Raw genomic sequence first — 26276 nt, forward strand, 5'->3', positions numbered from 1 at the left:
CGGGGTTTAATACCCTTTATTAATCGTAATTTTCTTTCGACATGACTTCAACACAAAAAGGAGGAGCAGGTGTTACAATCCTCATCATTGTTGTTCTTCTCATTCTCGCAGGCGTTCTCTTCTTCTCAAACAAGAAAGATGCATCTGACGTAGTTGTAGACGATACAACAGTAGGAACAACAACAGACACAACTGTTGGTGCAACTACAAGTAACGCAACAGCAGCAACTGGTACAACAGTTGTCGCAACAACTTCTACTACAACAACAAACTAATCGTTCGTTGTTTGGATAAAACACCACTCGCATGCGGGTGGTGTTTTATTTTTGTTAATTATGGAGCGTAATGATACGTACAGTATACAAAAGTTTTCAACACGTATTGTTTTTTAATACGGGGGGTGTGTTACTATTAGTACATTACTATTTGTGAATGTTCGCGTGGTGGCGAAATGCATTCACAGAGTGTTGGGTTTGTTATGCGTATTTCAAAAAAAAATGTTCCCGAAAAAAGAGTTTCTAACAAGAGTGTTTTGACGCGTCCCCATGTTGATTCATTAATACGACAAAAAAGTCGTGATGTTTCACACACATTTTCTACTGCACCGCAAAAGAAAGAGGTAATAAAAAATATTTCAAAAAGGGAATTGGGTGTCGATGATTCAAAGAGAATGTTCTTAAAGGCTGCAGGAATTGCAGGTCTTGGAGTTGCCGCAACGGCACTATTTCCACGTCAGGCGGATGCGTATGTCGCAGGAAGCACACCAACGTCGAATGTTGTGGGTGTTAAAAATGTTGCCAATACACGGGTAAATCCAGCAACTGAAGATACACTTGCAACTCGAGCATCTGAGGCAACTCTTGCGCTGATTAAAACAAATTCTGACAAGTTTAATTTTGATGGACAGAATTTGAAAGTGACTAGTGCAGGTGCTATTTCGGGTACGGTGGGTGTACAAGACACATCAAACACTCAAGTAAATCCTGCCACAGAAGATAGTCTCATCCTTCTTCGTAGGATTCTGAAACAGGTTGATTCACTGGGCGTTGTAGACTCTGCACAGCGACAGAAAGTTACCCTCGATTCAATCACAGGTTCACTTACCTTGGGAACAGTATCGACAGTTACCACCGTTTCTACTGTTACAACTTGTTCAACAGTAACATCGGCGACCAACCTCGTTGCTCTCGGTGGTGTTGATGGTCGGTACTTGCACATTGATACTGCACGTAATGCATCTGCAAATGGTATTCGGGCTAACTTAACATTTTCATAAGGATATGGCAGTTACTAATAATCTTAAAACACAAGTTGATTTGCCTGTTTGGGAGTGGTGTCGTTTTGCCCCCACTAATACTGTGGCATTATCAGGCATGGCAACTGCGGACGACGGTTCGAGTCGTTTTATATACTATTTGACTACATCGACCTTTTATAGGTATGACACCTTTGCAGATACATGGCAACAACTCGCAACACCAAACACGGCGCCCGTAACGACACTTTCACTACGGTACACAGGTTTACGTGGGTATCACGGTCGAGTACTTAGTGCTACTGGAACTACAATTCAAATACCAGGTTTGCGCGGTCCGACACTTAATGGGGCGACGCTAAAAATACTCACCGGTACTGGGGTTGGTCAACAGAGAGTGCTTACCTATACTGGTGAGACTATTCATGATGCGGGTGTTATCACTGGAACAACCACTTCAACACTTGCCGATTCAACAAAGAAATGGAAATTTAATCAGTGGTCAGGATACATAGTTGGTATTACTTTTGGTACAGACGTGACACAGTATAAAAAGATTTTGTACAACGATGCTACAACTCTTTATATTGCTGATCCAAACCTTCAGCCACATGATCCTTGGAATAACCAAATTTTTGTGGCGGCAGCACCGTACGCATTACCTGTTACGACGGCTGGGTCGCAGGCACATTTTCAAATTCTTTCTCATACATACTCCGTTCCTGCGTGGGATGTAACTCCAGACTATACATCATATTTCACCACGACAACGGGGGGGATTTATTTACTTTCATCTGCTGCCGCAGCCCCATTTTTCACACTCCAGTACTATGATATTGCACATGATACATGGCAGACAAAGACGTGTAATCAAGGTCTGATTCAAGCAGCTCTTGGTACAGATTGTTCAGTTGAGCGATTGGCAAAGACAGGTTCAGCATTTTTGTCTTCAACAGCAACGGCAGGCGCCGCAAGAACGCTAACTGACGGCGTGCAAACACTAACTGTTGATAGGTATGCAAATTACCGTATTCTTATTACTGGTGGCACAGGAGTGGGACAACATAGGCGTATTGTGTGTAATACTGCGACAGTATTTACTGTACATAAGCCATGGGACACAACTCCAGATGCAACATCAACTTACGAGATTTGGGGTGACTATGACAAAATGTTTTTAGCTGGAGGTGCGGCTGCTGCTCTGTACGCTTATTCACCTGAAAACGATTACTGGATGCAAGGTAACAACTTTGATGATGGTGTTGTCCGCAACATATCAGTCAAGATGAATGGGTGGGAAGGGCTAGGTGTTTCAACAGGTGTGCGCATTGCTGCCGGTGTTACTGCTGTGAATCCTGTCCCAACAGCTGGAGGTACGGGGTATGTCGTTGGGGATATTCTCACGTGTTCAGTGGGAGGTACTGGTGCAAGGGTGATAGTAACATCCACAACTTTTTCAGGTTCTACAGGTGTGGTGACTGGTATTGAATTGGTAGCTGCTGGAACTGCCACTGGTTTTACCACAGGCACTGGAAAGGCAACATCAGGTGGTACAGGTTCGGGGTGCACAATTGAAATAACATCCGTAGGAGCAACGTGTTTAGTGACGACGGCCAGTGCGCACTGGTTTAAGACTGGTGATTCGGTGACATTTGCTGGTTGTTCAGAGGCCGCGTATAACGCTGCGCATACTATTATTGGAGTTGGCTCAACCACAGCATTTGATGTTGCAGTGACGGCTACAGCAAACATGGCGGCAAGTAACTCTCAGTCGACAACTGTTATTGTTGACGCATCGAAAAATTGGACAGCTGGTGAGCACGTAGGTAAGTTGGTTCATTTATCTGTCGCCGGCACCGCGCCAACAGCACAAATCAGGTGGATTACCGCCAACACAGCAACAACACTTACTGTGGCAACAATTGTTGCTGGTACGAACGGAACATCAAAATATGCAATCTATGACTCAAAAGTCTTTGGGACAGACAACCAGTTTAAACCAGCCAATCAACAAAACTGGGGTCATGCATCATCTGGTTCTCTCACCACACTTGTAGACTCTTCAAAAAGTTGGGTAACTAACTGTTGGGCAGGCTATAAGCTTCGTATAGAGTCGGGAACAGGTTTTGCTACAGGTATCATTTCAATAGTTTCTAATACGGCAACTACGCTTACGTATGCCGCACAAGCTTTTACACCAGATGCAACAACACACTACGAGATAGCGGATACATGGGGTTTGATCACTGCAGGAGGTACCACCACTCCAGTTACGGAAACAACAACAAAGAACTGGACTACAAACATGTGGGCAGGTAAGAGGTTACGTATTACAGGAGGAACAGCACTAGGGCAGGAGGGTACTGTGACTTCAAACACTGCTACTGCTCTTACTACCGCAGCTCTGACACTTACTGATACTACGTCCACATATGCAATACTAGGAGTTCCTGCGCGTGGAGCCGGTATGCAATTGTTGTGGGTGTGGAACAATACCGATACAGCGACAAAGGGCAAGTATATGTTTTTACCACGAGGAGGAGGTTCGAACACTGCGGATATTTATGACATTACAACAACCCGTTGGATATATGGATATTTTTTCTCACCACAACAAGAAACACTTACCACAGGTTCAATGTATGCGTATGATGGACATAATACAATTTATTTTACAAAAGACGCGACCGGAAAAGTGTTTGCCTTTAACTTCACAACGAATTCAATAACAATGGTAGGACAAATTCCATATGGACACTCAACAGCCATTATTGGAAACAGATTAGAAATAATTGAAACGGCAGACGGATTAAATTATTTGTACATGATGCGGCACACTGGTGCGGAAATGTGGCGAATGCTCCTCTTCTTTTAAAGTATGAACATAGACTACCTTATACAATTACTTACCAACCGTCAGAATGGACTTCTTCTCGCAAAAGATCAGGCATTTCAGTCTGGTGATTTGGAAAGAATTAACAGTGTTGATGCGGAAATTTTAGATGTGCAAAATACACTCTCAAAATTAAAGCTCTTGGCAAGTATTGAACAAGCCGCTGCTGCCACAGCATTTTCTGAAGCAGAAGTAGTGAAGAGTGGTATTGAAGCTGCCTTTAATCCGACTGTCGTTAGTGATGCAACACGCGTATTGCTTGAGTATGATATTGCACCCTATGCAACTGATCCTGAACATGAGATGAAAATTCAGAGTATTTTGGAAAAAATGGGACCAATGAGTTCTCCCGACCAGATAGATTTGTATATACAAAGTGCTGTACCTGGGAGTCCTGTTACGGGAGCCATGGTTTTTGCGGCAGCGGCTCGATATGCTGTCGACGCTCGATTAATGTTGGCTCTTATGGAGAATGATTCCATGTATGGGACACTTGGTGTTGGTGCACGCACATTTAATCCTGGAAATGTAGGAAATACAGGCACTAAAGAGCGCATGTATCCATCTTGGGAAGAAGGAGTCGGTGCGGTTGCATTATGGTTGAGTAGGCACCGAAGAGAGTCGGAGGTTCCTGTTGTATTACCGGGGGTTTTGGATGAAACGTTATCTGAAGAGGCACAAGGTGAAGAGGCAACAACGACAGATTCAACAGTTGAATCTGATGCGACGACAACACCACCGTTTGTAGAAACAGCAACGGGCACAACAACGCAAGATGTAGAGGCAACTTCAACTCCAGCAGATACCGGAACAGTATATGGTACGAGCACACAAGCAACATCGACTCCGCCGGGGACTGTAGAGGCAAGTACGACACCTGAGGTGCTATCGCCTAGTGTTTTGGAAGGAACCACTACAGCAACGAGCACGCCATCTGAACAAACTGCTCGTGTTATACGGCAAAAACAGAAGCGCAAAATGGCATAAAGTTTTTTCTAGTATGTAATTGATTTCTGTGAATTCCTTTGAAGAAACTCTTTCGCAATATGGCACGTATTTTGAGGAATTACGCCAAGCAATTCTTACGGTAACGAAGGTTTTTGTTGGTGTATTTGCTCTTGGTTTTTTTGCAACATCTCCTGCAGTACGTTTTATATTGGAACATGTTCGTATAAGCGGTGTAACCGTTGTGACTACGTCGCCATTTCAACTCGTTGAACTTGCTATGAGTGTGGGTTTTTTTTGTGCGTGTGTCGTCGTCGTACCACTTTTTGTTTTTCGTGTGTATTCATTTCTTAAGCCAGGTTTATTTCCTGCAGAACGTACTTTTTTTGCATGGTCGGCTCCTTTCGGTCTCGGGCTTTTTATCACAGGTTTTACGTACGGGTGCGTCATGTTGTATTACGCAATAAAAATAATTGCTCAAGTGAATATAGGGCTTGGTGTTTCAAATTATTGGGATATTAGTTCGTTTATTTCACAAATGGTACTCACCTCGGCACTTCTCGGTCTCCTTTTTCTTTTTCCGTTAGTTATTACCTTTCTTGTTCGTTTGGGTATTGTAGATGCAGCTTTTCTAAAATCAAAAAGGAAGCACGCTATCGCTGGGATATTCATTCTCGTCTCTTTGCTTCCGCCGACGGATGGGGTATCATTAATCTTGATGGCAGTGCCGATGATAATAATTTTTGAACTCACTGTTGTGTTCAATAAGGGGAAGAATCGCGGTCGTCTTTTAACAGTGTAACTAGAAATTGTATATGTTTGGATTAGGAACAAAGGAAATTATAATTATTGCCGTTGTGTTGGTACTGCTTTTTGGATCGAAGAAAATTCCAGAGCTTACCCAGAGCATTGCGGATGCAATCCGACATCTTCTCGGTGCATTTAAAGATGAAGATACAAAAAAATAGGGACTCGGTTTTTCTTTAGTAGGTAATGTATACATATGTTTGGATTAGGAACAAAAGAAATCATAATTATTGCGGTGGTACTTGTTTTACTTTTTGGTGCGAAGAAAATACCCGAACTCGCAAAGAATATTGTTGATGCATTCAAAAATTTAACAGGAGCATTCAAGGATGTGGATGATGGTGGTGAAAAGAAAAAATAGTACGCCTTTTATTTTGTTTGGTTGATTTTGTATGCGTGTTGTATATAAACGCTATTATTTTTTTACAACACATACACACAGACGATGAATCATTTTAAAAATACAAAATATCTTATTTTTAAAATAGTAGTTCTTTCCCTGTCTATATGTGCGTATACTGGTGCTGCATATGCATCAGAAATGTACACGTCAGGTGATACTGTTGTTGTTGGAGAATTTATTTACAACGATGACTATACTCCAACAACTGACGATTGTACGGTTACTATTTACCCACCAACGGGAAGTGTTACTCCGTTGGTAGAGGCAACAACAACAGATAATTCTACGGGGTGGCATTATTACGAATTCACTGCTCCGGCAACAGAGGGGAAATACCCTGCTTTTATAACATGCGGAACGCTTGCAGGGGGTGATTTACTAAAGGTTGATAAGACGTTTGTTGTTTCTAATACTGTAGTTACGGCGTCATCTTCTCTTGGTGCAGCAATCGGTGCAAGTACTGCAAGTACAGCTAATTCTATTGCCACCGCATCCACCTCACTCGCTGCAGCAATTAGCGCAGGCACCGCAAGTACCGCCGATACTATTGCCACTGCATCCTCATCACTTGGTGCAGTTATTAATGCAAACACAAATACCCAGACAGCGGGTGTTATTTCTTCTGTAAATGCAAACACCGATATTCAAATAGCTACAGCATCTTCGTCAATCGTTTCGCAAGTTCTTTCGTCTCTGGCTCTTATTCCGGCAAATGTGTGGTCGTATTCAACGAGAACATTGTCTTCAATGGGCACACTTGTTGCTGATGTGTGGAGTTATGGTACGCGACGACTTACGGACGCTGTTCTTGATAGTGGGACTCTTGCTTTGTTATCTGATATGGAAACCGCCTCCTCATCACTCGGCAGTGCCGTGGCTGCAGGAACCGCAGGTGTGAACGCACACACAGACAGTCAACTTGCCTCAACAATCACCACCATCAACGCACACACGGATGCAACTGTCCTCACCGCAACCACCTCACTCCTTGCCACACTCCCAACCGCAGTCTGGTCAAGTGCAACACGATCACTCACCACCTTCGGAACACTCGCAGCTGATGTGTGGACGAACGGTACACGCACCCTCACGTCAGGAGTCCTCACCGCAGGTGACGTCTGGTCATACGCAACACGTCGTCTCTCTGATGGCACACTCGATGCCGGAGCACTCGCTACCGTCTCTGATGTGGGTACCGCATCCACCTCACTCGCCGCAGCAATTAGCGCAGGCACTGCAAGTACCGCCGGCACCATCTCGACCGCTTCCTCATCACTCGGCAGTGCCGTGGCTGCAGGAACCGCAGGTGTGAACGCACACACAGACAGTCAACTTGCCTCAACAATCACCACCATCAACGCACACACGGATGCAACTGTCCTCACCGCAACCACCTCACTCCTTGCCACACTCCCAACCGCAGTCTGGTCAAGTGCAACACGATCACTCACCACCTTCGGAACACTCGCAGCTGATGTGTGGACGAACGGTACACGCACCCTCACGTCAGGAGTCCTCACCGCAGGTGACGTCTGGTCATACGCAACACGTCGTCTCTCTGATGGCACACTCGATGCCGGAGCACTCGCTACCGTCTCTGATGTGGGTACCGCATCCACCTCACTCGCCGCAGCAATTAGCGCAGGCACTGCAAGTACCGCCGGCACCATCTCGACCGCTTCCTCATCACTCGGCAGTGCCGTGGCTGCAGGAACCGCAGGTGTGAACGCACACACAGACAGTCAACTTGCCTCAACAATCACCACCATCAACGCACACACGGATGCAACTGTCCTCACCGCAACCACCTCACTCCTTGCCACACTCCCAACCGCAGTCTGGTCAAGTGCAACACGATCACTCACCACCTTCGGAACACTCGCAGCTGATGTGTGGACGAACGGTACACGCACCCTCACGTCAGGAGTCCTCACCGCAGGTGACGTCTGGTCATACGCAACACGTCGTCTCTCTGATGGCACACTCGATGCCGGAGCACTCGCTACCGTCTCTGATGTGGGTACCGCATCCACCTCACTCGCCGCAGCAATTAGCGCAGGCACTGCAAGTACCGCCGGCACCATCTCGACCGCTTCCTCATCACTCGGCAGTGCCGTGGCTGCAGGAACCGCAGGTGTGAACGCACACACAGACAGTCAACTTGCCTCAACAATCACCACCATCAACGCACACACGGATGCAACTGTCCTCACCGCAACCACCTCACTCCTTGCCACACTCCCAACAGCAGTCTGGTCAAGTGCAACACGATCACTCACCACCTTCGGAACACTCGCAGCTGATGTGTGGACGAACGGTACACGCACCCTCACGTCAGGAGTCCTCACCGCAGGTGACGTCTGGTCATACGCAACACGTCGTCTCTCTGATGGCACACTCGATGCCGGAGCACTCGCTACCGTCTCTGATGTGGGTACCGCATCCACCTCACTCGCCGCAGCAATTAGCGCAGGCACTGCAAGTACCGCCGGCACCATCTCGACCGCTTCCTCATCACTCGGCAGTGCCGTGGCTGCAGGAACCGCAGGTGTGAACGCACACACAGACAGTCAACTTGCCTCAACAATCACCACCATCAACGCACACACGGATGCAACTGTCCTCACCGCAACCACCTCACTCCTTGCCACACTCCCAACCGCAGTCTGGTCAAGTGCAACACGATCACTCACCACCTTCGGAACACTCGCAGCTGATGTGTGGACGAACGGTACACGCACCCTCACGTCAGGAGTCCTCACCGCAGGTGACGTCTGGTCATACGCAACACGTCGTCTCTCTGATGGCACACTCGATGCCGGAGCACTCGCTACCGTCTCTGATGTGGGTACCGCATCCACCTCACTCGCCGCAGCAATTAGCGCAGGCACTGCAAGTACCGCCGGCACCATCTCGACCGCTTCCTCATCACTCGGCAGTGCCGTGGCTGCAGGAACCGCAGGTGTGAACGCACACACAGACAGTCAACTTGCCTCAACAATCACCACCATCAACGCACACACGGATGCAACTGTCCTCACCGCAACCACCTCACTCCTTGCCACACTCCCAACCGCAGTCTGGTCAAGTGCAACACGATCACTCACCACCTTCGGAACACTCGCAGCTGATGTGTGGAATGCAGCAACACGAACTCTTACATCACTCACACTCTCGTCTCAGTCTCCGTGGACTGTGACAACATCGGATTTCGGGTCGGTTGTTGCTGGAGAAAATTACCTTGCTACGGTCACAACTATCTACAACGGAACACTTACAGACTCACAGAATGTACCAACGGTTACTATTTATGATCCAAGTAGAAATGTGGTTGTTAACAGCGCTGTGATGACTCGAGTAAGTGTTGGAACATATACGTATGTATACACCACTGCAGGAAATGCTGCAGCTGGAACATGGGAAAGTGTATTTTCAGCGACTGTAGAGACAGGAAAGACTTTACCAGGTAATGACTATTGGACAGTGGTGACGACACCTGCTCAGGTGGTGATAAATAGTATGTCAGATGTAAGTACGCCGCTTGTTGGTGCAAATGTCACCATTACAAACGAAGGTTTGAGTGGAAATGAATACCAGTACGAGTGGTGTGTGGTTTCTTCTGTGGGTAATCCTTGTGGTGGTGGTGATGATATCTTTCACGCAACAGCTGCAAAATACATTAATGCAGGAGAAGATTTTAATACGACACTAACTGCAACTGTTCCGGCGGCAGGTAATTACTATTTCAAAGTGATTGTATACTTTGGTACTGAAAGTTCTGGTGCGTCACGTTCGTTTACCGCGACTTCCTCGGGCAACACTGGTGGAGGAGGTGGCGGAGGAGGTGGAGGTGGGGGCGGAAGTGATACCACAACGTCGGTAACTCCTCTAGGTTCTTGTAAGCGTAGAGCGGACTTTAACTGTGATACGAAGGTCAATTCGATAGATTTTTCGATACTCCTATATTTCTGGAAATCGATGTATCCATTTAAAAACCAAAATGTTGATATAAATAAAGATACAAGGGTAGATTCAGTTGATTTTTCAATTTTATTATACGAATGGGATAAAAAATAATTACGTCACAAGAATATGAATATGAAAAAAAATATAATGTTTTGCTTTGTGCTCGCCGCACTTTTTCTCGTTATTCCAACAGGTGTCTCAGCGGCAACGGTATATGTTGAGGCATCTCAGGATACGGTTTCTGTTGGTGACACGATTATCATTACTGTAAAAATCAATGCGGACGGCGGTGTTCTCAATACCGTTGATGGAATGATCTCACTACAACCTGCTACAGGAGTACTTGCGATACGTGAGTTTAGTCTTGCACAATCATCGTTTGGTTTGTGGCCAAGGACACCATCTCTTTCAAAAGATGCGCAGCACATCTCTTTTGTGGGGGGTGTACCGGGAGGATTCAGTATCGAAGGAGCAACGGTCTTTAAGATTATTGCAGAGGCTACAAAAGAAGGTGTGGTTACGGTTATTCCAGAAAATATCCAAACATTTGCCAGTGATGGAAAGGGGACTCTCGTTCCTTCATCTGTACGTGGTTTGACACTTGAAGTGGTACCAAAAAAGGATACAGGTGTATCTGATGAGTGGGGGACGCTTCTTTCTCGGGATACTACACCACCTGAAGATTTCATTGTTGTATTGGGACAGGACCAATCTCTTTTTGAAGGGAAAAAATTTGCTTTTTTTAGTGCCCTAGATAATCAAACAGGTATTGATCACTATGAAGTGTCAGAAAACGGGGCACCGGCAGTACGAAGTGGAAGCACATACGTATTACAAAGTCAAAATGATGATGTACGACTTTCTGTTGTTGCATATGACAAATCTGGAAATACAAAGACAGCGCTCTATCCAATAGAAACAAGAAATGGTTTTCCATGGATTTCTGTTGTTATTGGTATCATCGTGTTGTTTATTCTTCGAGAAATATACACCATGTGGAGACGCGCTAGAAAAAATGTTTCAAACGTTGTTTAGAAAAAGGAATGTGTGGAGAGTGGTGCCGATACTGTTCTTTCTCGGTTTCTTTTCCTGTGCAATAAGAGTAGAAGCGGCATCATTGAATCTTATTCCTTCAGCAACAAAAGTTTCCGTGGGGAATATCGTTTCTGTTGGGGTCTATGTCGACACCGGAGGTAGGGCGATTAATAACGCCGAAGCTACCATCGAATTTCCTACAGACGTACTGGAGGTTATCTCTGTAAGTAAAAAGCCATCCATTTTCACTCTCTGGGTTGAAGAACCAAGTTTCTCAAATTACACAGGAACAGTGAGTTTTAATGGTGGTGTAGCTAATCCTGGTTTTACAGGTGAAAACGGATCAATTGCATCAATTACATTTCGTGCAAAGAAGGCTGGAAGTGCGTCGCTCCTTTTCTCGTCTTCTGCAGTACGACAAAATGATGGTTTAGGTACAGATATTTTATCTGTAAAAAATGGTTCTAGTATCACGGTAGCGGGAATAGGAGAATCGACACCTCCGTCTGCGCAGGAGTTTGGCGGTGCTACTACACCTGCGCCCGTTATTACATCAGAAACACATCCTGATCAGGATGTCTGGTACGCATTAGATACGGCGACATTCAATTGGAAAATTCAAAAAGGGGTCACTTCGATTCAAACTCTTTTTGATACAAACGCACGAGCACTCCCGACAATTACCTATGACAGCTCGGTTACCCAAAAGACACTCAGTTCAATTTCTGATGGGGTTTTCTATTTTCACTTGAGGTATCTGAACACAAGTGGGTGGGGGCCAATAGCACACTATAAAGTCCGTGTAGATACTACAGCTCCACGACCGTTCACGCCGACCGTTCGCCTTGAAGGTGATGTTGTGTACATGACACTGAATGCGGTTGATACCGTGTCAGGTATTCAAAAGTATGATATTCGTTTTGATAACGCTGAAGGTTTAAGTGTCGAAAAAACAGTACTGAAAAGTGCACTTGTGAACAACGAGTACGCGCTCCCAGCGCTTAATCAGGGAAATTATACGGCGGTTGTGACGGCGTATGACAAGGCAGGTAATCACACGGAGGCGACTGTTTCTTTTGTGAGCCCCGTGGTGTCGGTGCCGAAAATTTCTCTGAGTACACGAGAGATCAATACGGGCGAATCTGTTGTGGTTACTGGAACATCAGAGTATATCGGTAAACAGGTTGAAGTGACCCTTGAATCAAACGGAAAAACAATTGCGACATCAACACAAACGATTGCTTCTGACGGCTCATTCTCCGTGACAACTCAAAAAATAAAAACAGCAGGGGTTGTAACTATTTTTGCCGAGAATATTCTATCGTCTACGGTACGAAGTCAGCCGTCGACAAAACTCTTCCTTACAGTTAATGAAACGATGGTCATTAAGGTGGCAACTCTCATCTTCTGGTTAATTGTTATTGCACTATTGATCAGTGTGCTTCTCATTGTTGCATACGTTGGGTGGCATCGATTCTTAGGCATACGAAAGAAAATGGATCAAGAATTGCAACGTACGGCAAAGAGTACTCACAAAGCAATGAACTCCTTGAAAGATGAACTCGATAAGCAACTAAAGGATTTAGAGCGAACAAAAGTTGATCGGGCCTTGAATGAGAAAGAGGAGCGTATCTTTAAGGATTTGCAGGATTCAGTTGATTCTATTGACGAATTTATTGAAAAAGACTTACAAAAAATGCTGTAGTCTCTCAGTGGTGTTTTGTTTTTGTCTGTGATAACCTGCCTATACTATGAGTATTTCAGGATTGTTGTTACAAAAACTTGCACGTAAACAGCTCGAAGGGTTGCCTCCTGAACAGCGAGATGTGTTTATGCGTATGCTCGAAAAAAATCCACAACTTTTTGTGACTATTGCACAAGAAGTCCAAGTTAAAATGACAAGCGGTATGGAGCAAATGGCGGCCGCCCAAACAGTTTTTGCATCACACGAAACTGAGTTGCGGGCTCTAATGCAGGATTCAAAATAACGGCCTCACTTCTTACATAAGGGCCGCGAAAGGGTTTCTTCAGAGATTGCCATATAACCACCACCTTTTGCACAGTGTGGGTTGTTTGAGAGTGAATAAATTCGTATAATGAGTTATATGGCCAAATCGACGAAATTTATAGATATTTCTCCCCACAGAAGTATTATGACGAAAATTAGTCAGACGGGATATTCCATTCAGGAAGCTCTGGCTGAACTTATTGATAATTCAATTGATGCACGAGTGCCGGAAAAGAAGTTGGTTGTTAAGGTAGACATAACAAATGATGAAATAATAATAAGTGATAACGGAAAGGGAATGACCGAGGAGCAAGCGGCAAAGGCTATTAGGCTCGGTTTTTCTGAGAAAAAGAGTCAGCTCGGTGAATTTGGTTTGGGGCTTAAAACATCCACATCGTTTTTAGGCAAGGGTTTTATGTTAATAACCACACCAGAGGACTCAAGTGAGGAATATATATTGGAGTACGACGAAGATCACTGGCTTGAGCATGGTGATTGGAATAAGTACCCCTTTATTATAAATAACGAAATTGATCCAGAAAAAAGCGGTACCACAGTAATAATAAAAAGATTGAAGGTAAACTTCTCAGAAAAACTTCTTAATGGTATTAAAGACGAGTTTGGTTTGAGGTTTGGACCCTTTATAAAAAATGAAGAATTGGAACTAATCTTCAATCAAGAAGTTTGTCAACCATTTGTTCCTGTGATACTGGATAATAAAAAAAATGAATTCACTTTTGAATTTGAAGGTGGTACGGCCAAGGGATGGTGGGGATACCAGTTGGTTGGGTTAAACAAAAGTTACTACGGATTCCATACGTATCGTAGGGGTAGGTTGGTCACGACGTATGACAAAATGGGCCTAACTCCAAACCAGGATATAAAACAAATAATAGGAGATTTACATATAGAAGGAATACCCATAACACATGACAAAAAAGGTTGGCTCAAGTCCTCGGCTCAATTCAAAGATCTCGAGAGTAAGATGAGAGAATATTTTAAACCTTTTGAGAAAAAGCCAAAAAGAATATTGAGTGGTTATCCGGTCTCGGCAGGTAGGGTTAGAGGGACTGTTAAACTTATTAAAACTACCGCTCAACATATAGATATCCAGAAGGTCCTGGAGAACGTAAAACGAGGTGACATAATTGTCACAGAGATGACGCGTCCACAGTATTTGTTGGCCATCAGGCGTGCCGCGGGTATTATCACCGATCTTGGTGGAAATCTTTGTCATGCGGCGATATTGTCAAGGGAGTTCAATATTCCATGTGTGGTTGGTACTCAGAATGCCACGTCACTTTTAGTGGAGGGTAAGACGGTTATATTAGATGGTAATGAGGGCTATATTTATGAAGATTGATGAACATATTTTAAAATTTCCAAAATCTTTGCCAAACGATGAACAGCAGTTCATGACCTATTATCCGTATAAGTTCCCAAAGGTTATAGAATATTATGAACAAAAATCTAAAGAGCTTTGTGATAAGCCCGAAGAATACGCTCAATTTGTTCAAAAAGAATTTTTAGAACTAAGAGACGCCGTAAACAAAGTAAACGAGTTATTCCAAAATGGTGACAAAACAGACCTGAAATTTTTGATTGAGATAGATCAAAAGTTTAATAAAATATTTTGTTTTAAATTTTGGATTATAAATTATGTATTTGCGGATGGCCCGATTCATGAGTTTTATGTTGATCAGCTTAGGGCATTTGCTCGTAAGATTGTCGATGTAACCGATGATATAGAAGAATACGAACAGAAGATAATACGGTTTCAAAGGGATTTGCTTCAAACAGATTATGCTGATATTTATCTAGCACAAGCATTACACGGAGTACAACTAATTAAATACCTTGATGGGGACGCACAATCCAAAGAAATACTAGATAAGGTTATTCCACTCATAGATAAACACGACGAACATGACGCGGAGCAAATTCGCGAAATGTGGAAGCCTGTTGTAGAAAGAATACTAGATGATTCAGACGAGTATTTTAAACCTCTAAAACAGGTCAATCTCGATTCCTGGGATATTCTGGGCCAGCCACCTCTTCTGGTTCCGGTAAACCAGGTACGTATGCGTAAGAATGAATTTCCCTTGTATAGCTTTTTGAATCATGTGGTGGAATTTCGAAACCAAAACGAAGTTTTGGAAGAGCGGTTCAAAAATATGAAGGCTACCATAGAAGAGATATTTGTAGAAGCCAAGAGTCGCTTGAGCGAAGAAGGATATTCTGATTTCAAGCTTTCCTACGAGATGGCAAAAAATTTCTCTAAATCAAAGGATTTGATGGGGAACGTTGATCCAATATTGATACCGGTTTGGGAAAGGGATGTTCATGCTAGAATTTATGAAATTTTGTCTAAAGAACACACCGTTCGCTACCCCTCAGTTAATCATGCTTCAGTTTTCGGTAGTTTTATTTGGTATCTACCAGACGATCTAAAATCTAAAGTTATGTCGGTTGATGATACTTTTTTTGATGCAGATGAATTATCTACTCATAAATAAAAAATATGAGTGAAAAATTACCCCCAATGTCAGACGGGCGAATGGAGATACATATCCAACGTCATGATGTTCATAAAATTGGTCATTTAACCCCTGAGGGTCGAGAACATGCGAGAACTATCGCCAGAGAAAAGGTTGGAAAATATTTAGATAAGGAAAAAGATACAAATTTTTTAGTCATTGCTTCAAACCAAGTGTTTGATGATAGAGAACCCGATTTTGGGGGGCAACGAGCCGTCGAGACGGCCGATGAAATAGTTTCTGCTATACGCGATGAATTGAAGGCGAGAGGCTTGCCTGATGACCATCTATTCGGAGGGGATACGCTTCCTATTGCCATGAGTCCTGATTTGCAAGAAGCAGGGATTTTTTCGGGTGATTTTATGAAATACCTTAAGGAAAAATATGACCCAGAAAATTTAAAGGGCTTACAGTATATTTGGAATATATATTATCAAGACGTTGAATCGGAGATAAGAAAAAAAATGAGTGCAGAGGGGCCAAGGGATCTCGCAAGAAGGATGGACTATGTTTTTAAAGTTGCGGAAATGGTTGGTGCTTCATTCCATAAAACTGATGACAGGAAGAGTCAGCCTTTAGTTGTTTGGATGGTTGGACACGGTGGGGGGCTCGATGCTTTCTTGCATCATTATGCCGGTGTTCCCGTCGACGATGTTGGCTTTTCACCGAGTGATGGTTTTACGATAAGGGTGAATTCAGACGGCGTTGTCGTGGCTGATGTAAAAGGTAAAGAATATCCACTCCATCAAGATGATGAATTAAGTCTCCCTAAACACCCAGTGATAGCTGATGAAACTATACGAGTATCTAAGTGGAATGCTTAATGCTGCCAAAATAAAAATTGGATATTGGAAAGGGTAAAATATAAGTTTTGTGTCTTTTACTTTAAATTTTGAGGAACTTAATAAAAACGACAGTGCGATTGCCGGAGGTAAGGGAGCATCTCTTGGTGAGATGACGCTGGTGGGTATTCCGGTTCCACCAGGGTTTGTTGTACTTTCCACTACATTTGATGAATTTACAAAGGAGGCAGATTTGATACAAGAAATTGATGCCGCCATTGATGGTGTCGACCACGAGGAGATGCATATTGTGGAAAATGCCTCAGAAAAGATACAGGCACTTATCAAAAATGCAACAATACCAGAAAGAATAGCAGATGAAATAAAGAATCAATTTAAAAAATTAGACACTGAATATGTGGCAGTGCGTTCATCGGCCACGGCAGAAGACGGAACAGACAATGCTTGGGCAGGACAACTAGACTCATATCTCAACACCAAAGAAGAAAATCTTTTGGAAAAAGTTCAGGAATGTTGGGCGTCTCTTTTTACTCCACGAGCCATATTCTATAGATTTGAAAAGGGTTTGCACACAACTAAAATCTCAGTAGCGGTAGTAATTCAGAAAATGGTTAATTCTGAAATCTCAGGCATCGCCTTCTCTGTGCATCCAGTAACAGAAGATAGAAATCAAATGATTATTGAAGCAGGATTCGGCTTAGGTGAGGCAATAGTATCAGGTTCAATTACGCCTGATTCATATGTGGTAGAGAAAGAACCAAGAAGTATTATAGATATTAATGTTTCCACTCAACTGAGTGGTTTGTACCGTGTTGTGGCTGGAGGTAGTGAATGGATTGATATACCAGAACCCAAGGCATCATCTCAAGTACTAAACGAGGCTCAGATTCTAGAATTGTCTGATCTCATCATGAGAATTGAGAATCATTATGGTTTTCCATGTGATATTGAGTGGGCTTATGAAAATGGAAAATTTTATATCGTACAAAGTAGGCCAATTACTACTTTGAAAAAATAATACCACCTAATAATTATCAGTTTTACTATTTCTCAATTTTTAGGTATTGTTAGGGGATGGGATTAAGTCTTGGCATTGTTGGGCTTCCAAACGTTGGTAAATCAACGCTTTTTAATGCACTCACGCGCCAAAGTGTTGATGCAGCGAACTACCCATTTTGTACCATTGATCCATCTGTTGGAGTGGTACGTGTGCCAGATGAACGCTTGGGTATTCTTTCAACATTTTCACACTCAAAAAAGACAATTCCAGCTGCTGTAGAGTTTGTGGATATTGCTGGGCTTGTAAAAGGTGCGTCTGAAGGGCAGGGCCTTGGAAACCAATTTCTTTCACACATTCGGGAAGTGGACGCCATTGTGCAAGTGGTTCGTATTTTTGAAAATAATGATGTGATTCATGTGTCGGGGAGTATTGACCCTGTACGTGATATCGGGGTCATTAATTTGGAGCTTATTTTGGCTGATATGCAGGTAGTGACAAAGCGTCTGGGGAGTGTTGAAAAAGAGGTTCGTAGTGGTTCTCGTGATGCTCAGACTGAAAAGGACGGACTCGAAAAGGTAAAGGTGGTTCTTGAATCTGAAGCCTTTGCTCGAACTGCCATTCTAACTGAAGAAGAATTTGAAAAAGTAAAACTCCTCAATTTGTTGACGATGAAGAAAATGCTCTACGCGCTCAATACACAATCAGGTGGAACAAACCTAGACGAACTCAAGGACGCACGGTGGGACGCATTGCTCGCATTTTTTGAAAAAGAAAAAGCTGTGTGGGTTGTGGTGGATGCAAATACTGAATCTGATTTGAAAGACATGGAGCATGATGAACGTGTTGCGATGCGTGCAGAGCTCTCGGTACGCGGGGGGATTGATGATCTTATTGTTTCCGGATTCACACTTCTTGATTTGATGACATTCTTAACGACAGGAGAAGATGAAACGCGTGCGTGGACAATAAAGCGTGGAAGTACGGCACCCCAAGCAGGTGCAGCAATTCACACGGACTTTTTACAGAAATTTATTCGGGCTGAAGTTGTGTTCTGGAAAGATTTAATTGACTCAGGTTCGTACGCTGCGGCTCGTGAAAAAGGGTTAGTGCGTACGGAAGGGAAGGAATACATTGTAAAAGACGGAGACGTTATTGAATTTAAGATATAGCACTACCATCTTCTAGAGAAAACCGCTCAAAACATATGGTTTAGGAGCGATAAAAAATAAATACTTACAAGTAAGAACCCCATTAAAAGTGGGGTTTTTTGCTGCCACAAACTCGTCTAAAAAGGTCGAAATTTTATCAGCCAAATATTGCGACTATGAAACCTACTCAAACATTCATAGAGGCATCGCTTAAGGATACTTTTCACTCTAGCTTCCACGGATATCTCCATATCTCCTATCAGGAGCTTGTGGATAAGTTGGGGATACCACATGACCGCACTCAGGATGGCGAATGGAAGTGTCTAGATGAAAAAGTGCGTGCCGAATGGGCTTTCACATCGACTAACTCGAAACGCCCGTGCGTGCTGACCATCTACGATTACAAAGAATATCGTCGACCGATCCACGAAGTGAATCAGTGGCATGTTGGTCTCAAAGGAGATGCCCATCTTGTAGATATCTTGTTCAAAGAAAAAGGACTCTATCCAGATGCGTTTGAGATTCAGAAGAAATATAGGTAATCAAACAGGTCGAGATTTTATTAACCAGTCAAATTGATTATGAAGACACAAACTGAGTTCGTGAAAGCCAAGCCGAAAGATCTAAACGGATCCGGTGGGAGGGGAACCATGACTGCCTCATATGACACTCTGGTCCAAGCATTCGGAGAACCACATAATCGCGCCAAAGAAGGTCCCTGGCATTCCCGTGACGGAAAAGTCAGGGCTGAATGGGCATTCAAGGCTGTCGGTACCGAAAAGCCTCTGGTCCTGACCATATACGACTACAAAAGCAAAAAGACGGTGGAAGAAGTAACGGATTGGAGCATTGGACTTAATGGGGACATTCAAATAGCAGCATCCTTCCTTGCCGCTCGGCTCGGACAGTACTGCTTCAAGACTCACAGGATAGTCCTTGTTGAGAAGCGACTAAGCTCCGGCAGCACGATCTTGATGAGTGCCGAAAGATCAATCTAATCATTGTCCCCAAAGGGATCGGTCCGTGTACAGGACCTGATGCTAGCAATGAAAAACAAACTCAAAAGCACTCGAGCGGTTACCTACAGACGATATGGCATACCAGCCTTAATCCTTGAAGGTAAATGGCTCACAAAAAAATATCGATTGTCCATAGGCGACATTATCGATATCGATTATCAACCTAATGAGATTCGATTGCGGAAGAATACTTCCCTAAGTCTAAAAAACCAAAAAAGACGAAAAGAGAAAAGGGAAATTCAGCAGCAAAGAATCCAAGAATCACTACATGACACCATCACAGGAAAAAATGAAAACGCTCTCGAGAGAGGCGGTGAAGTTGGTGAAGGATAGAGCACCGGCAATAGTTGAAGAAAGAATTCTTGCGCAAGCATTCGATGAGGTGGCCGAGTATACCGGCGAACTCATGGGAAAACTGACCAATCTTGATGCAGAAAATGAAAAAGGCATCACGATGGCGCACGGAATCATCTATGACGGTTTGCTCACAGAAATGATGAGTCAGATCAATAAAACGATGCTGACTGAAGCAGACAAAAGAATTACTAAATTATTCAAAAAATAAAAGACCCCCCGAAGGGAGCCTCTTACCGTAGATACATCGTATCAAGACCCCTTCGTCGAGTCAAGCAAAAATTATGCAAACACAAGAACGAAGCGTGTCCCCGACCGTTGAAGAATCATTCTTCACAAAGATCGGGAATACGAAACCTTACTTCAAGGCGGCATTTGAAGGAGAGCCGGGAACCGGCAAAAGTTGGACTGCCGCATTAGTAGCGATTGGTCTTCACAAGAAGATCAACAGCAAGAAGCCGATTGTGCTTATCGATACCGAGAAAGCGTCGAAATTCTTGGTCCCGCTGTTCAAAGAACACGGAATCGAAGCGATGGTGCGCGAAACGCATTCACTCGCTGACTTAGTCAAAGCAATGAAGCTCTGCTCGGATGGGTATGCCGACATCATGGTGATCGACAGCATTACTCACATCTGGATGGACTTCCAAGAGGCATACAAGCGAAAGCTGAATCGACAAGTGTTCCAGATTCAAGACTGGATGTCGATCAAAAGCGAGTGGAATAAATACTTCTCAATCCCACTCGTGCAATCGCCCCTGCACATTCTTGCAACCGGCCGCGTGTCGGATCGCATGGAGCAGGAAGTGGATGAGGATGGCCGAAAAGAGTTCACCAAGACTGGAGTGAAGATGCAAGCGGAAAAGAACGCTGCATACGAATTCGATGTCTTGGTCCTAATGGAACGCCATGAGCTCATCCAACGCAAGAAGCGTGAAGTCTGGCGACAGTCTGTGGTCCTCAAAGGCCGAGGCAATCTCCTCGATGGTGCGGTGTTCAAAAATCCGACCTACGAAGATTTTGCTCCTGCGGTTGAAGCGATCATTAAAGACCCGATAGCTGCGAGGTTCAGCCACGCCGAGCAGGATGCGGGAGAACTGATCAAAACCGAACAGGACAAGCGCCAGTGGATTCAGGAGAAGAAGCGATGGTTGGAAGAAATCGAGGGTTATCTCGTATCGATCTGGCCAAGTTCAAGTGCCGCGGAAAAGAAGAATAAAACCGATGCACTCGAGTACGCTTTCAACACTCGCAGCTGGTCCGCTATCGAGATGATGACGCCGGAGGTTCTAGAGGATGGCTATGCGCGAGTCAGGGAATTTGCCCAGCAAAAAATTGCTGAAGCAAAAGGAGAACTTGCTCCGGAGCTAACTCCAGGAGAGAAGTTTGACAAAGACCTGCGAGATTCAAAGGAATGCAATCCCAAAAAATCCGCAGCCGAGAAGTCTAAGAAAAGTGACAAGTAAAAACAGTTAGCTTGGCCACTGACTCAGCCCTGATCAAGTGGCATGAGGGCTGAGATCGGGGGCTAAGCCCCGATTGGCCGAGCAAGGGTCGAAAGCTAAAACAATTGGAGAGAGAACATCGATTCGTGTCGGTGTTTCTCTCTTCATCAAACAATGGATGAAAACAAACACAACTTAATACCGAACAGTTCGCAGATTCCAAATGTAATTTTGGATTTTGTTCTTCCCAGGATTTCGGAAGCTGAGGCCAGGTGCTTGCTCTACATTTGCCGACGAACTTTTGGATTTCATAAAGAAGAAGACAATATCAGTTTCTCCCAGTTCGAAAACGGAATCAAGACTAGCCAAAACAGGCGGCTTGATTTTGGCACCGGCCTGTCTCGCCCTTCGGTCAATGCCGCTATTCAAAATCTCATTAGGGTTGGGGTGATATTCGTGGAACAGCGGTCCAAAGGGAACCGCTACAAACTCAACCTTGATATAGATGTGGATAAAGTGGTTAACGAACTTAACCGGTTAAGAGAGTTAACCAAAAGTGGTAAAGCCTCTTTACCAAAACTGGTTAAAAGTTTTAACACACAAAAGATAGGGAAAAAAGAGAAATCTAGTTTTAGGGAAAATTTATATTTTCCTGGGGATAACTTCAAAGACAAGATGAGGGAAATCACAAGGAAGATGAATATTAATAGAACCAACAATTAAACAATGAAAAAAATCCAATTCACCATAAAGGGAAATCAGGAAGACTGTGAAGGCAACCCACTTCCGTACATCCGTGTCGTGGGACGGGCGCTATGGCTTCCGAACGCAAAGAAATACCATGCCTGGAAAGGTTACGTTCGAAAATCTTTCTATGCCGGATATCCGGAGTTCGTGATGTGCGACGGTCAAAGGATCCTGCTTGATGAGCAGCCACTCACGACCAAACCTTCGGAAATCGCTCGCATGGATATAAAAGTTTTCTGGATGAACGGCGTTCACGGAGATCCAGACAACATATTCAAAGGAATCGCTGATGCTCTTTTCAAGAACGATAAATTTCTCGACGGCAGTTTTGAATCGCGCCATGCGCCAGATGGCAAAGGTCGAGTTGAAGTGACTATTACTGTCGGAAAGGAATAAACATTTAATATTTTCAGAATTTAAAAATGAATACACAAAAAATCAAAGAAAAGTTTATTGAGGAGCTTGAAGATCAGATCTGGAGAAAGGAGCTCAATATCGCTTTTGATCTCAGTAAGATACCGGAAATCGAAAAATTGCGAGATGACAAATTCAAAGAGCTTGATGGTCTCAACGCTGACTACAACCTTATCGATCCCGCTGATACGACCAAGCAGACCAGAGTAAAAAGAAAGGATCTGGAAAAGAAAATTGCCACCGCGGAAGACTTTACCCTTAAATGCGACGAAACGATTGTGACGGTCCGAGACAACACGAATAAAGAAAGAGAAAGGATTGATCAACTGATGGCAAGAATCAAGTTCGCCCGAGGCTTTATTCTTACGGTCCCAGAGGATGTTAATACAGCTCAATAGCCATGGAATCTATCAAGATAAAACTGAGCAATCTGAGACGGGCCGAGTACAACCCCAGGATCATGCCAGACAGCGAAATGGCCGCGTTGAAGACGAGTATTAAGACCTTCGGCTTCGTTGAGTCAATCGTCGTCAATAGCCACGCCTGTGAGCGCTGTGGCGACCGTAAAGGCGTCCTGGTGGGCGGTCATCAGCGTACCGCGGCCGTTGAAACGATTGTTGAGGCGGGAGAGCAAATACAAGGCATTGTTGTCGATAAAGACGGAATTCACATCCCCGCCAACATCGTGGACTTGCATATCGAACAGGAAAAACTTCTGAACCTTGCGCTCAACAAGATCAAAGGAAAGTGGGATGAGAAAAAATTGTCGGAAATAATCGTGGAGCTCAAAGAATCTCCATTCATTCCGGCCTCAGGGTTTAGAGACGACGAGATCAGCAGGATTCTCGATCAAACCTTAGAGGATGAGGAGCAGGATGATGACGAAGGGGATTCGGCTAATAAAGAGCCACGGTCCAAACTTGGCGAAATATACGAGCTCGGTCCGCACAGACTCATCTGCGGCGATTCGACCGATCCCGAAACTTACAAAAGAATTCTGGGCGAAAACAAAGCCGACATGATATTCACTGATCCGCCTTACAACGTGAACTATAAAAGTCGAGGAGACAAGCTGAAGGGAGAAGGAAACGAGTCTATCAAAAACGACAACATGGATGACGATTCGTTCCGGATATTTATCGACAAGTGCTTTTATTCCATGATCATCCATACGAAGGAAGGTGCGTCGTTTTATATCTGTTCCGGCTGGAGCTCATATCCGCAATTCTTGGAGAGTATGCTGAAAAACGGTTTTCAACATTCGGGAGTGATCATCTGGGTCAAGAACGTGCCAAGTATGGGATGGAACGATTATCGCTATAAGCACGAGTGGATCGCTAAAGCCAAAAAGCCCGATCCAAAAACTGCTCAGGGGATCATCTACGGATGGAAGAATGGCACTCATAAATTCTACGGTGAGAATGAATTCGATGTGTGGGAGATGCCGAGAAAAGCTGTCTCTCGTTATCTTCATCCGACAGAAAAGCCGGATTGGCTTGCAATGCGAGCGCTCAGGAACTCCACTCAACGCAGCGATATTGTTCTCGATCCGTTCGGCGGCTCCGGTAGCACCATGGCCGCGGCGGAAAAGGTCGGCCGACGGGCATACATGATCGAGCTTGATCCGAAATTCTGCGATGTAATCAGGGATCGCTGGGAAAGAATAAATAAAGCAAAGAAATGAAATATTTCAGTTTATTCTCCGGCATCGGGGGATTTGAATTGGGTATCGCCAAAGCCTATGTGGAAATCATTAACAGAAACAAGATCGGAGCAATCAAGAAGGATTCGAAAAAGAATGATGCAAAAAGGCAGAGATTGGAGTCCAAGAAGGGGAAAGGAACTCATGATAAGAAAAGACAATCTCTCAAACTGCCTGACGGGAACGATGACAAAAGAGCATTTATTAATTCTGATTCCAAACGGATATATGAAGATATTGTTGGAAAACTTTTACAGGGCAAGGTCCCCCAGACTATATGGAAAGACTTCGCCGACACTCCGATCGGATCGATCGGGCCTGCTTGTGTTGGATACTCCGAAATCGACAAATATGCGATCAAAATATATGAAAAATACTTCAATCACAAAAATTACGGAGACGTCAGAAAAATCGACGCTCGAGCGTTACCCGACTTCGACCTACTCGTTGGAGGTTTCCCTTGCCAGTCTTTCTCTGTTGCCGGAAAAAGAAAAGGATTTAAAGACACCAGGGGAACATTGTTCTTTGAAATTGCTCGCATTGTTGCTGCCAAAAAACCACGGCTTTTATTCCTTGAAAACGTTAAAGGGCTTCTCTCTCACCAGCAAGGGCGTACCTTTGGAACTATCCTCGCCACATTGGATGAGCTTGGGTATGACATCCAATGGGAAGTGCTTAACAGCAAGGATCATGGGGTCCCGCAGAATCGGGAGCGAGTGTTTATTGTCGGACATCTTAGAGGCACGTCCAGGCCGAAAGTATTTCCTGTCAAAACAAATGACGAAAGGGATTGTGAACAGTATGTTCCGGAGCAGGAAACCGCTCGAGGTGTCAGGAATATGTCAGACCTTAAAAGTTGGTGGCGACACACCATGCGTATTAGGAAACTCACGCCGGTAGAATGCGAACGATTGCAGGGGTTTCCCGACGGGTGGACTGAAGGCGTGAGCGACACTCAGAGATACAAAACCCTGGGCAATGCTGTAACCGTGAATGCGGTCCAAGCGGTCTCAAAAAAGCTCTTAAATGCAAGGGCTTGTCAAAAATAACCCCGAATAACCCTGAATGAAAAAGCTCCCATTACACGAGGAAAAAATAAAGAGAGCGATAAGGGATGCAATAGTGATCGATCCCTTAATTTCCGTTGCGAGACTGCAGGATGCTCTCTTTGAGAAGGGCTTTAAAACCCCGAACAATACACCTCTCGATTGGGACTATGTCGCTCGGTTAAGAAAAAAGATTCATCGACAAGCTATAGAAAACGTCAATCGTCAGGAAGTGGGGCAAAGAATTGCCGAACTTAAAGAAAAAAACAGGATTGTCTTCGATCGTCTGGTCCGAATAGCCTATTACACTGAAGACATGAAAAAAGAAGGCATGCAGCCGCCAAGCTACAAGGATGTGATCGCGGCTTTAACGGCAATGGTTAGACTGGATCACATGATATTCAACGCCGAACTTGATGCTGGAATATTTGAACGCCACATTGGAACGCTTGAAGTCGAAAAGAGGTATAAACCTCTTCCTCCGGAGTTGAAGGCGCAAATGATGCTCGCATTTAAAAATTGGGGAATCATCCCTCAGGATCAGAACGAACAAATTAAAGACCATGGAGCAACAGAACATCAATCAAACTCAAACACTTCCGCCGCCATCGTGGTGGCAGGACAATAGTTTTCTGGATGACTATGATTCGCGCCGAAAACTGGCTCGAACGCTCAAAGGTTTCTGTTTGGTTTATCTGCCACACTATCTCAGTATTCCGCCGGCCGACTTTCATCACGAGCTCCTTGAT

Annotated in this window: 26 protein-coding genes; all 26 read left to right on the top strand. The window is 44.3% G+C overall.

Going from position 1 to position 26276, the window contains the following annotated elements; genetic code table 11:
• Positions 1-41: 41 nt before the first annotated feature.
• The 26 genes from IPJ70_04110 to IPJ70_04235 all read left to right on the top strand — a co-directional run bounded on the left by IPJ70_04110 (position 42) and on the right by IPJ70_04235 (position 26155).
• A complete protein-coding gene (locus IPJ70_04110) occupies positions 42-275 on the top strand; it encodes a hypothetical protein (GenBank protein ID QQR82430.1) in 234 nt (77 codons plus the stop codon).
• Positions 276-451: 176 nt separating this feature from the next.
• Positions 452-1276 (top strand): hypothetical protein, encoded by an 825-nt coding sequence (locus IPJ70_04115; GenBank protein QQR82431.1) that lies wholly within the window; start codon positions 452-454, stop codon positions 1274-1276.
• Positions 1277-1280: 4 nt separating this feature from the next.
• Positions 1281-4130, top strand: coding sequence for a hypothetical protein (locus IPJ70_04120; GenBank protein ID QQR82432.1), 2850 nt, complete (start codon positions 1281-1283; stop codon positions 4128-4130).
• A gap of 3 nt (positions 4131-4133) precedes the next feature.
• The gene (locus IPJ70_04125) at positions 4134-5135 is read left to right on the top strand and encodes a hypothetical protein (GenBank protein QQR82433.1); all 1002 of its coding nucleotides are present in this window, start codon (positions 4134-4136) and stop codon (positions 5133-5135) included.
• A 28-nt stretch (positions 5136-5163) separates the two neighbouring features.
• Positions 5164-5895 carry a twin-arginine translocase subunit TatC gene (locus IPJ70_04130; protein ID QQR82434.1) on the top strand — a complete coding sequence of 244 codons (732 nt, stop codon included), beginning with the start codon at positions 5164-5166 and terminating at the stop codon, positions 5893-5895.
• A gap of 13 nt (positions 5896-5908) precedes the next feature.
• Positions 5909-6061 carry a twin-arginine translocase TatA/TatE family subunit gene (locus IPJ70_04135; protein ID QQR82435.1) on the top strand — a complete coding sequence of 51 codons (153 nt, stop codon included), beginning with the start codon at positions 5909-5911 and terminating at the stop codon, positions 6059-6061.
• A 35-nt stretch (positions 6062-6096) separates the two neighbouring features.
• On the top strand, positions 6097-6261 hold the full coding sequence (locus IPJ70_04140) for a twin-arginine translocase TatA/TatE family subunit (protein ID QQR82436.1): 165 nt from the start codon (positions 6097-6099) through the stop codon (positions 6259-6261).
• Between the two features lie 84 nt (positions 6262-6345).
• Positions 6346-10380 carry a hypothetical protein gene (locus IPJ70_04145; GenBank protein ID QQR82437.1) on the top strand — a complete coding sequence of 1345 codons (4035 nt, stop codon included), beginning with the start codon at positions 6346-6348 and terminating at the stop codon, positions 10378-10380.
• 21 nt (positions 10381-10401) lie between these two features.
• Positions 10402-11304, top strand: coding sequence for a hypothetical protein (locus IPJ70_04150; protein QQR82438.1), 903 nt, complete (start codon positions 10402-10404; stop codon positions 11302-11304).
• A complete protein-coding gene (locus tag IPJ70_04155) occupies positions 11285-13009 on the top strand; it encodes a hypothetical protein (GenBank protein QQR82439.1) in 1725 nt (574 codons plus the stop codon). The genes IPJ70_04150 and IPJ70_04155 overlap by 20 nt, the downstream gene beginning before the upstream one ends.
• Before the next feature lie 46 nt (positions 13010-13055).
• Positions 13056-13292, top strand: a complete 237-nt coding sequence (locus IPJ70_04160) for a hypothetical protein (GenBank protein QQR82440.1) — start codon at positions 13056-13058, stop codon at positions 13290-13292.
• Positions 13293-13409: 117 nt separating this feature from the next.
• A complete protein-coding gene (locus IPJ70_04165; GenBank protein ID QQR82441.1) occupies positions 13410-14675 on the top strand; it encodes an ATP-binding protein in 1266 nt (421 codons plus the stop codon).
• Entirely contained in the window at positions 14665-15828 is a 1164-nt protein-coding gene (locus IPJ70_04170) for a hypothetical protein (protein QQR82442.1), read from the top strand. The genes IPJ70_04165 and IPJ70_04170 overlap by 11 nt, the downstream gene beginning before the upstream one ends.
• Before the next feature lie 5 nt (positions 15829-15833).
• A complete protein-coding gene (locus IPJ70_04175; GenBank protein QQR82443.1) occupies positions 15834-16673 on the top strand; it encodes a histidine phosphatase family protein in 840 nt (279 codons plus the stop codon).
• 49 nt (positions 16674-16722) lie between these two features.
• Positions 16723-17670 carry a hypothetical protein gene (locus IPJ70_04180; GenBank protein ID QQR82444.1) on the top strand — a complete coding sequence of 316 codons (948 nt, stop codon included), beginning with the start codon at positions 16723-16725 and terminating at the stop codon, positions 17668-17670.
• 56 nt (positions 17671-17726) lie between these two features.
• Positions 17727-18821: a redox-regulated ATPase YchF gene (gene ychF, locus IPJ70_04185; GenBank protein QQR82445.1), complete on the top strand. Its 1095-nt coding sequence runs from the start codon at positions 17727-17729 to the stop codon at positions 18819-18821.
• Between the two features lie 155 nt (positions 18822-18976).
• Positions 18977-19342: a hypothetical protein gene (locus IPJ70_04190; GenBank protein ID QQR82446.1), complete on the top strand. Its 366-nt coding sequence runs from the start codon at positions 18977-18979 to the stop codon at positions 19340-19342.
• Positions 19343-19381: 39 nt separating this feature from the next.
• Positions 19382-19798: a hypothetical protein gene (locus tag IPJ70_04195; protein QQR82447.1), complete on the top strand. Its 417-nt coding sequence runs from the start codon at positions 19382-19384 to the stop codon at positions 19796-19798.
• 289 nt (positions 19799-20087) lie between these two features.
• A complete protein-coding gene (locus tag IPJ70_04200; protein ID QQR82448.1) occupies positions 20088-20384 on the top strand; it encodes a hypothetical protein in 297 nt (98 codons plus the stop codon).
• A gap of 73 nt (positions 20385-20457) precedes the next feature.
• Complete coding sequence (locus IPJ70_04205; protein ID QQR82449.1) at positions 20458-21639, top strand: ATP-binding protein; 1182 nt, start codon at positions 20458-20460, stop codon at positions 21637-21639.
• Between the two features lie 153 nt (positions 21640-21792).
• Complete coding sequence (locus IPJ70_04210; GenBank protein QQR82450.1) at positions 21793-22341, top strand: replication protein; 549 nt, start codon at positions 21793-21795, stop codon at positions 22339-22341.
• A gap of 3 nt (positions 22342-22344) precedes the next feature.
• Positions 22345-22761: a hypothetical protein gene (locus IPJ70_04215; protein QQR82451.1), complete on the top strand. Its 417-nt coding sequence runs from the start codon at positions 22345-22347 to the stop codon at positions 22759-22761.
• A 26-nt stretch (positions 22762-22787) separates the two neighbouring features.
• Positions 22788-23177: a hypothetical protein gene (locus tag IPJ70_04220; protein QQR82452.1), complete on the top strand. Its 390-nt coding sequence runs from the start codon at positions 22788-22790 to the stop codon at positions 23175-23177.
• A gap of 2 nt (positions 23178-23179) precedes the next feature.
• Positions 23180-24463 carry a DNA modification methylase gene (locus tag IPJ70_04225; protein ID QQR82453.1) on the top strand — a complete coding sequence of 428 codons (1284 nt, stop codon included), beginning with the start codon at positions 23180-23182 and terminating at the stop codon, positions 24461-24463.
• A complete protein-coding gene (gene dcm, locus IPJ70_04230) occupies positions 24460-25530 on the top strand; it encodes a DNA (cytosine-5-)-methyltransferase (protein QQR82454.1) in 1071 nt (356 codons plus the stop codon). The genes IPJ70_04225 and dcm overlap by 4 nt, the downstream gene beginning before the upstream one ends.
• 16 nt (positions 25531-25546) lie before the next feature.
• Positions 25547-26155 carry a hypothetical protein gene (locus IPJ70_04235; protein ID QQR82455.1) on the top strand — a complete coding sequence of 203 codons (609 nt, stop codon included), beginning with the start codon at positions 25547-25549 and terminating at the stop codon, positions 26153-26155.
• The last annotated feature ends 121 nt before the right edge of the window (positions 26156-26276 follow it).

It is taken from the genome of Candidatus Campbellbacteria bacterium, from assembly GCA_016699465.1.
Taxonomy (GTDB): domain Bacteria; phylum Patescibacteriota; class Minisyncoccia; order Phycocordibacterales; family EsbW-18; genus EsbW-18.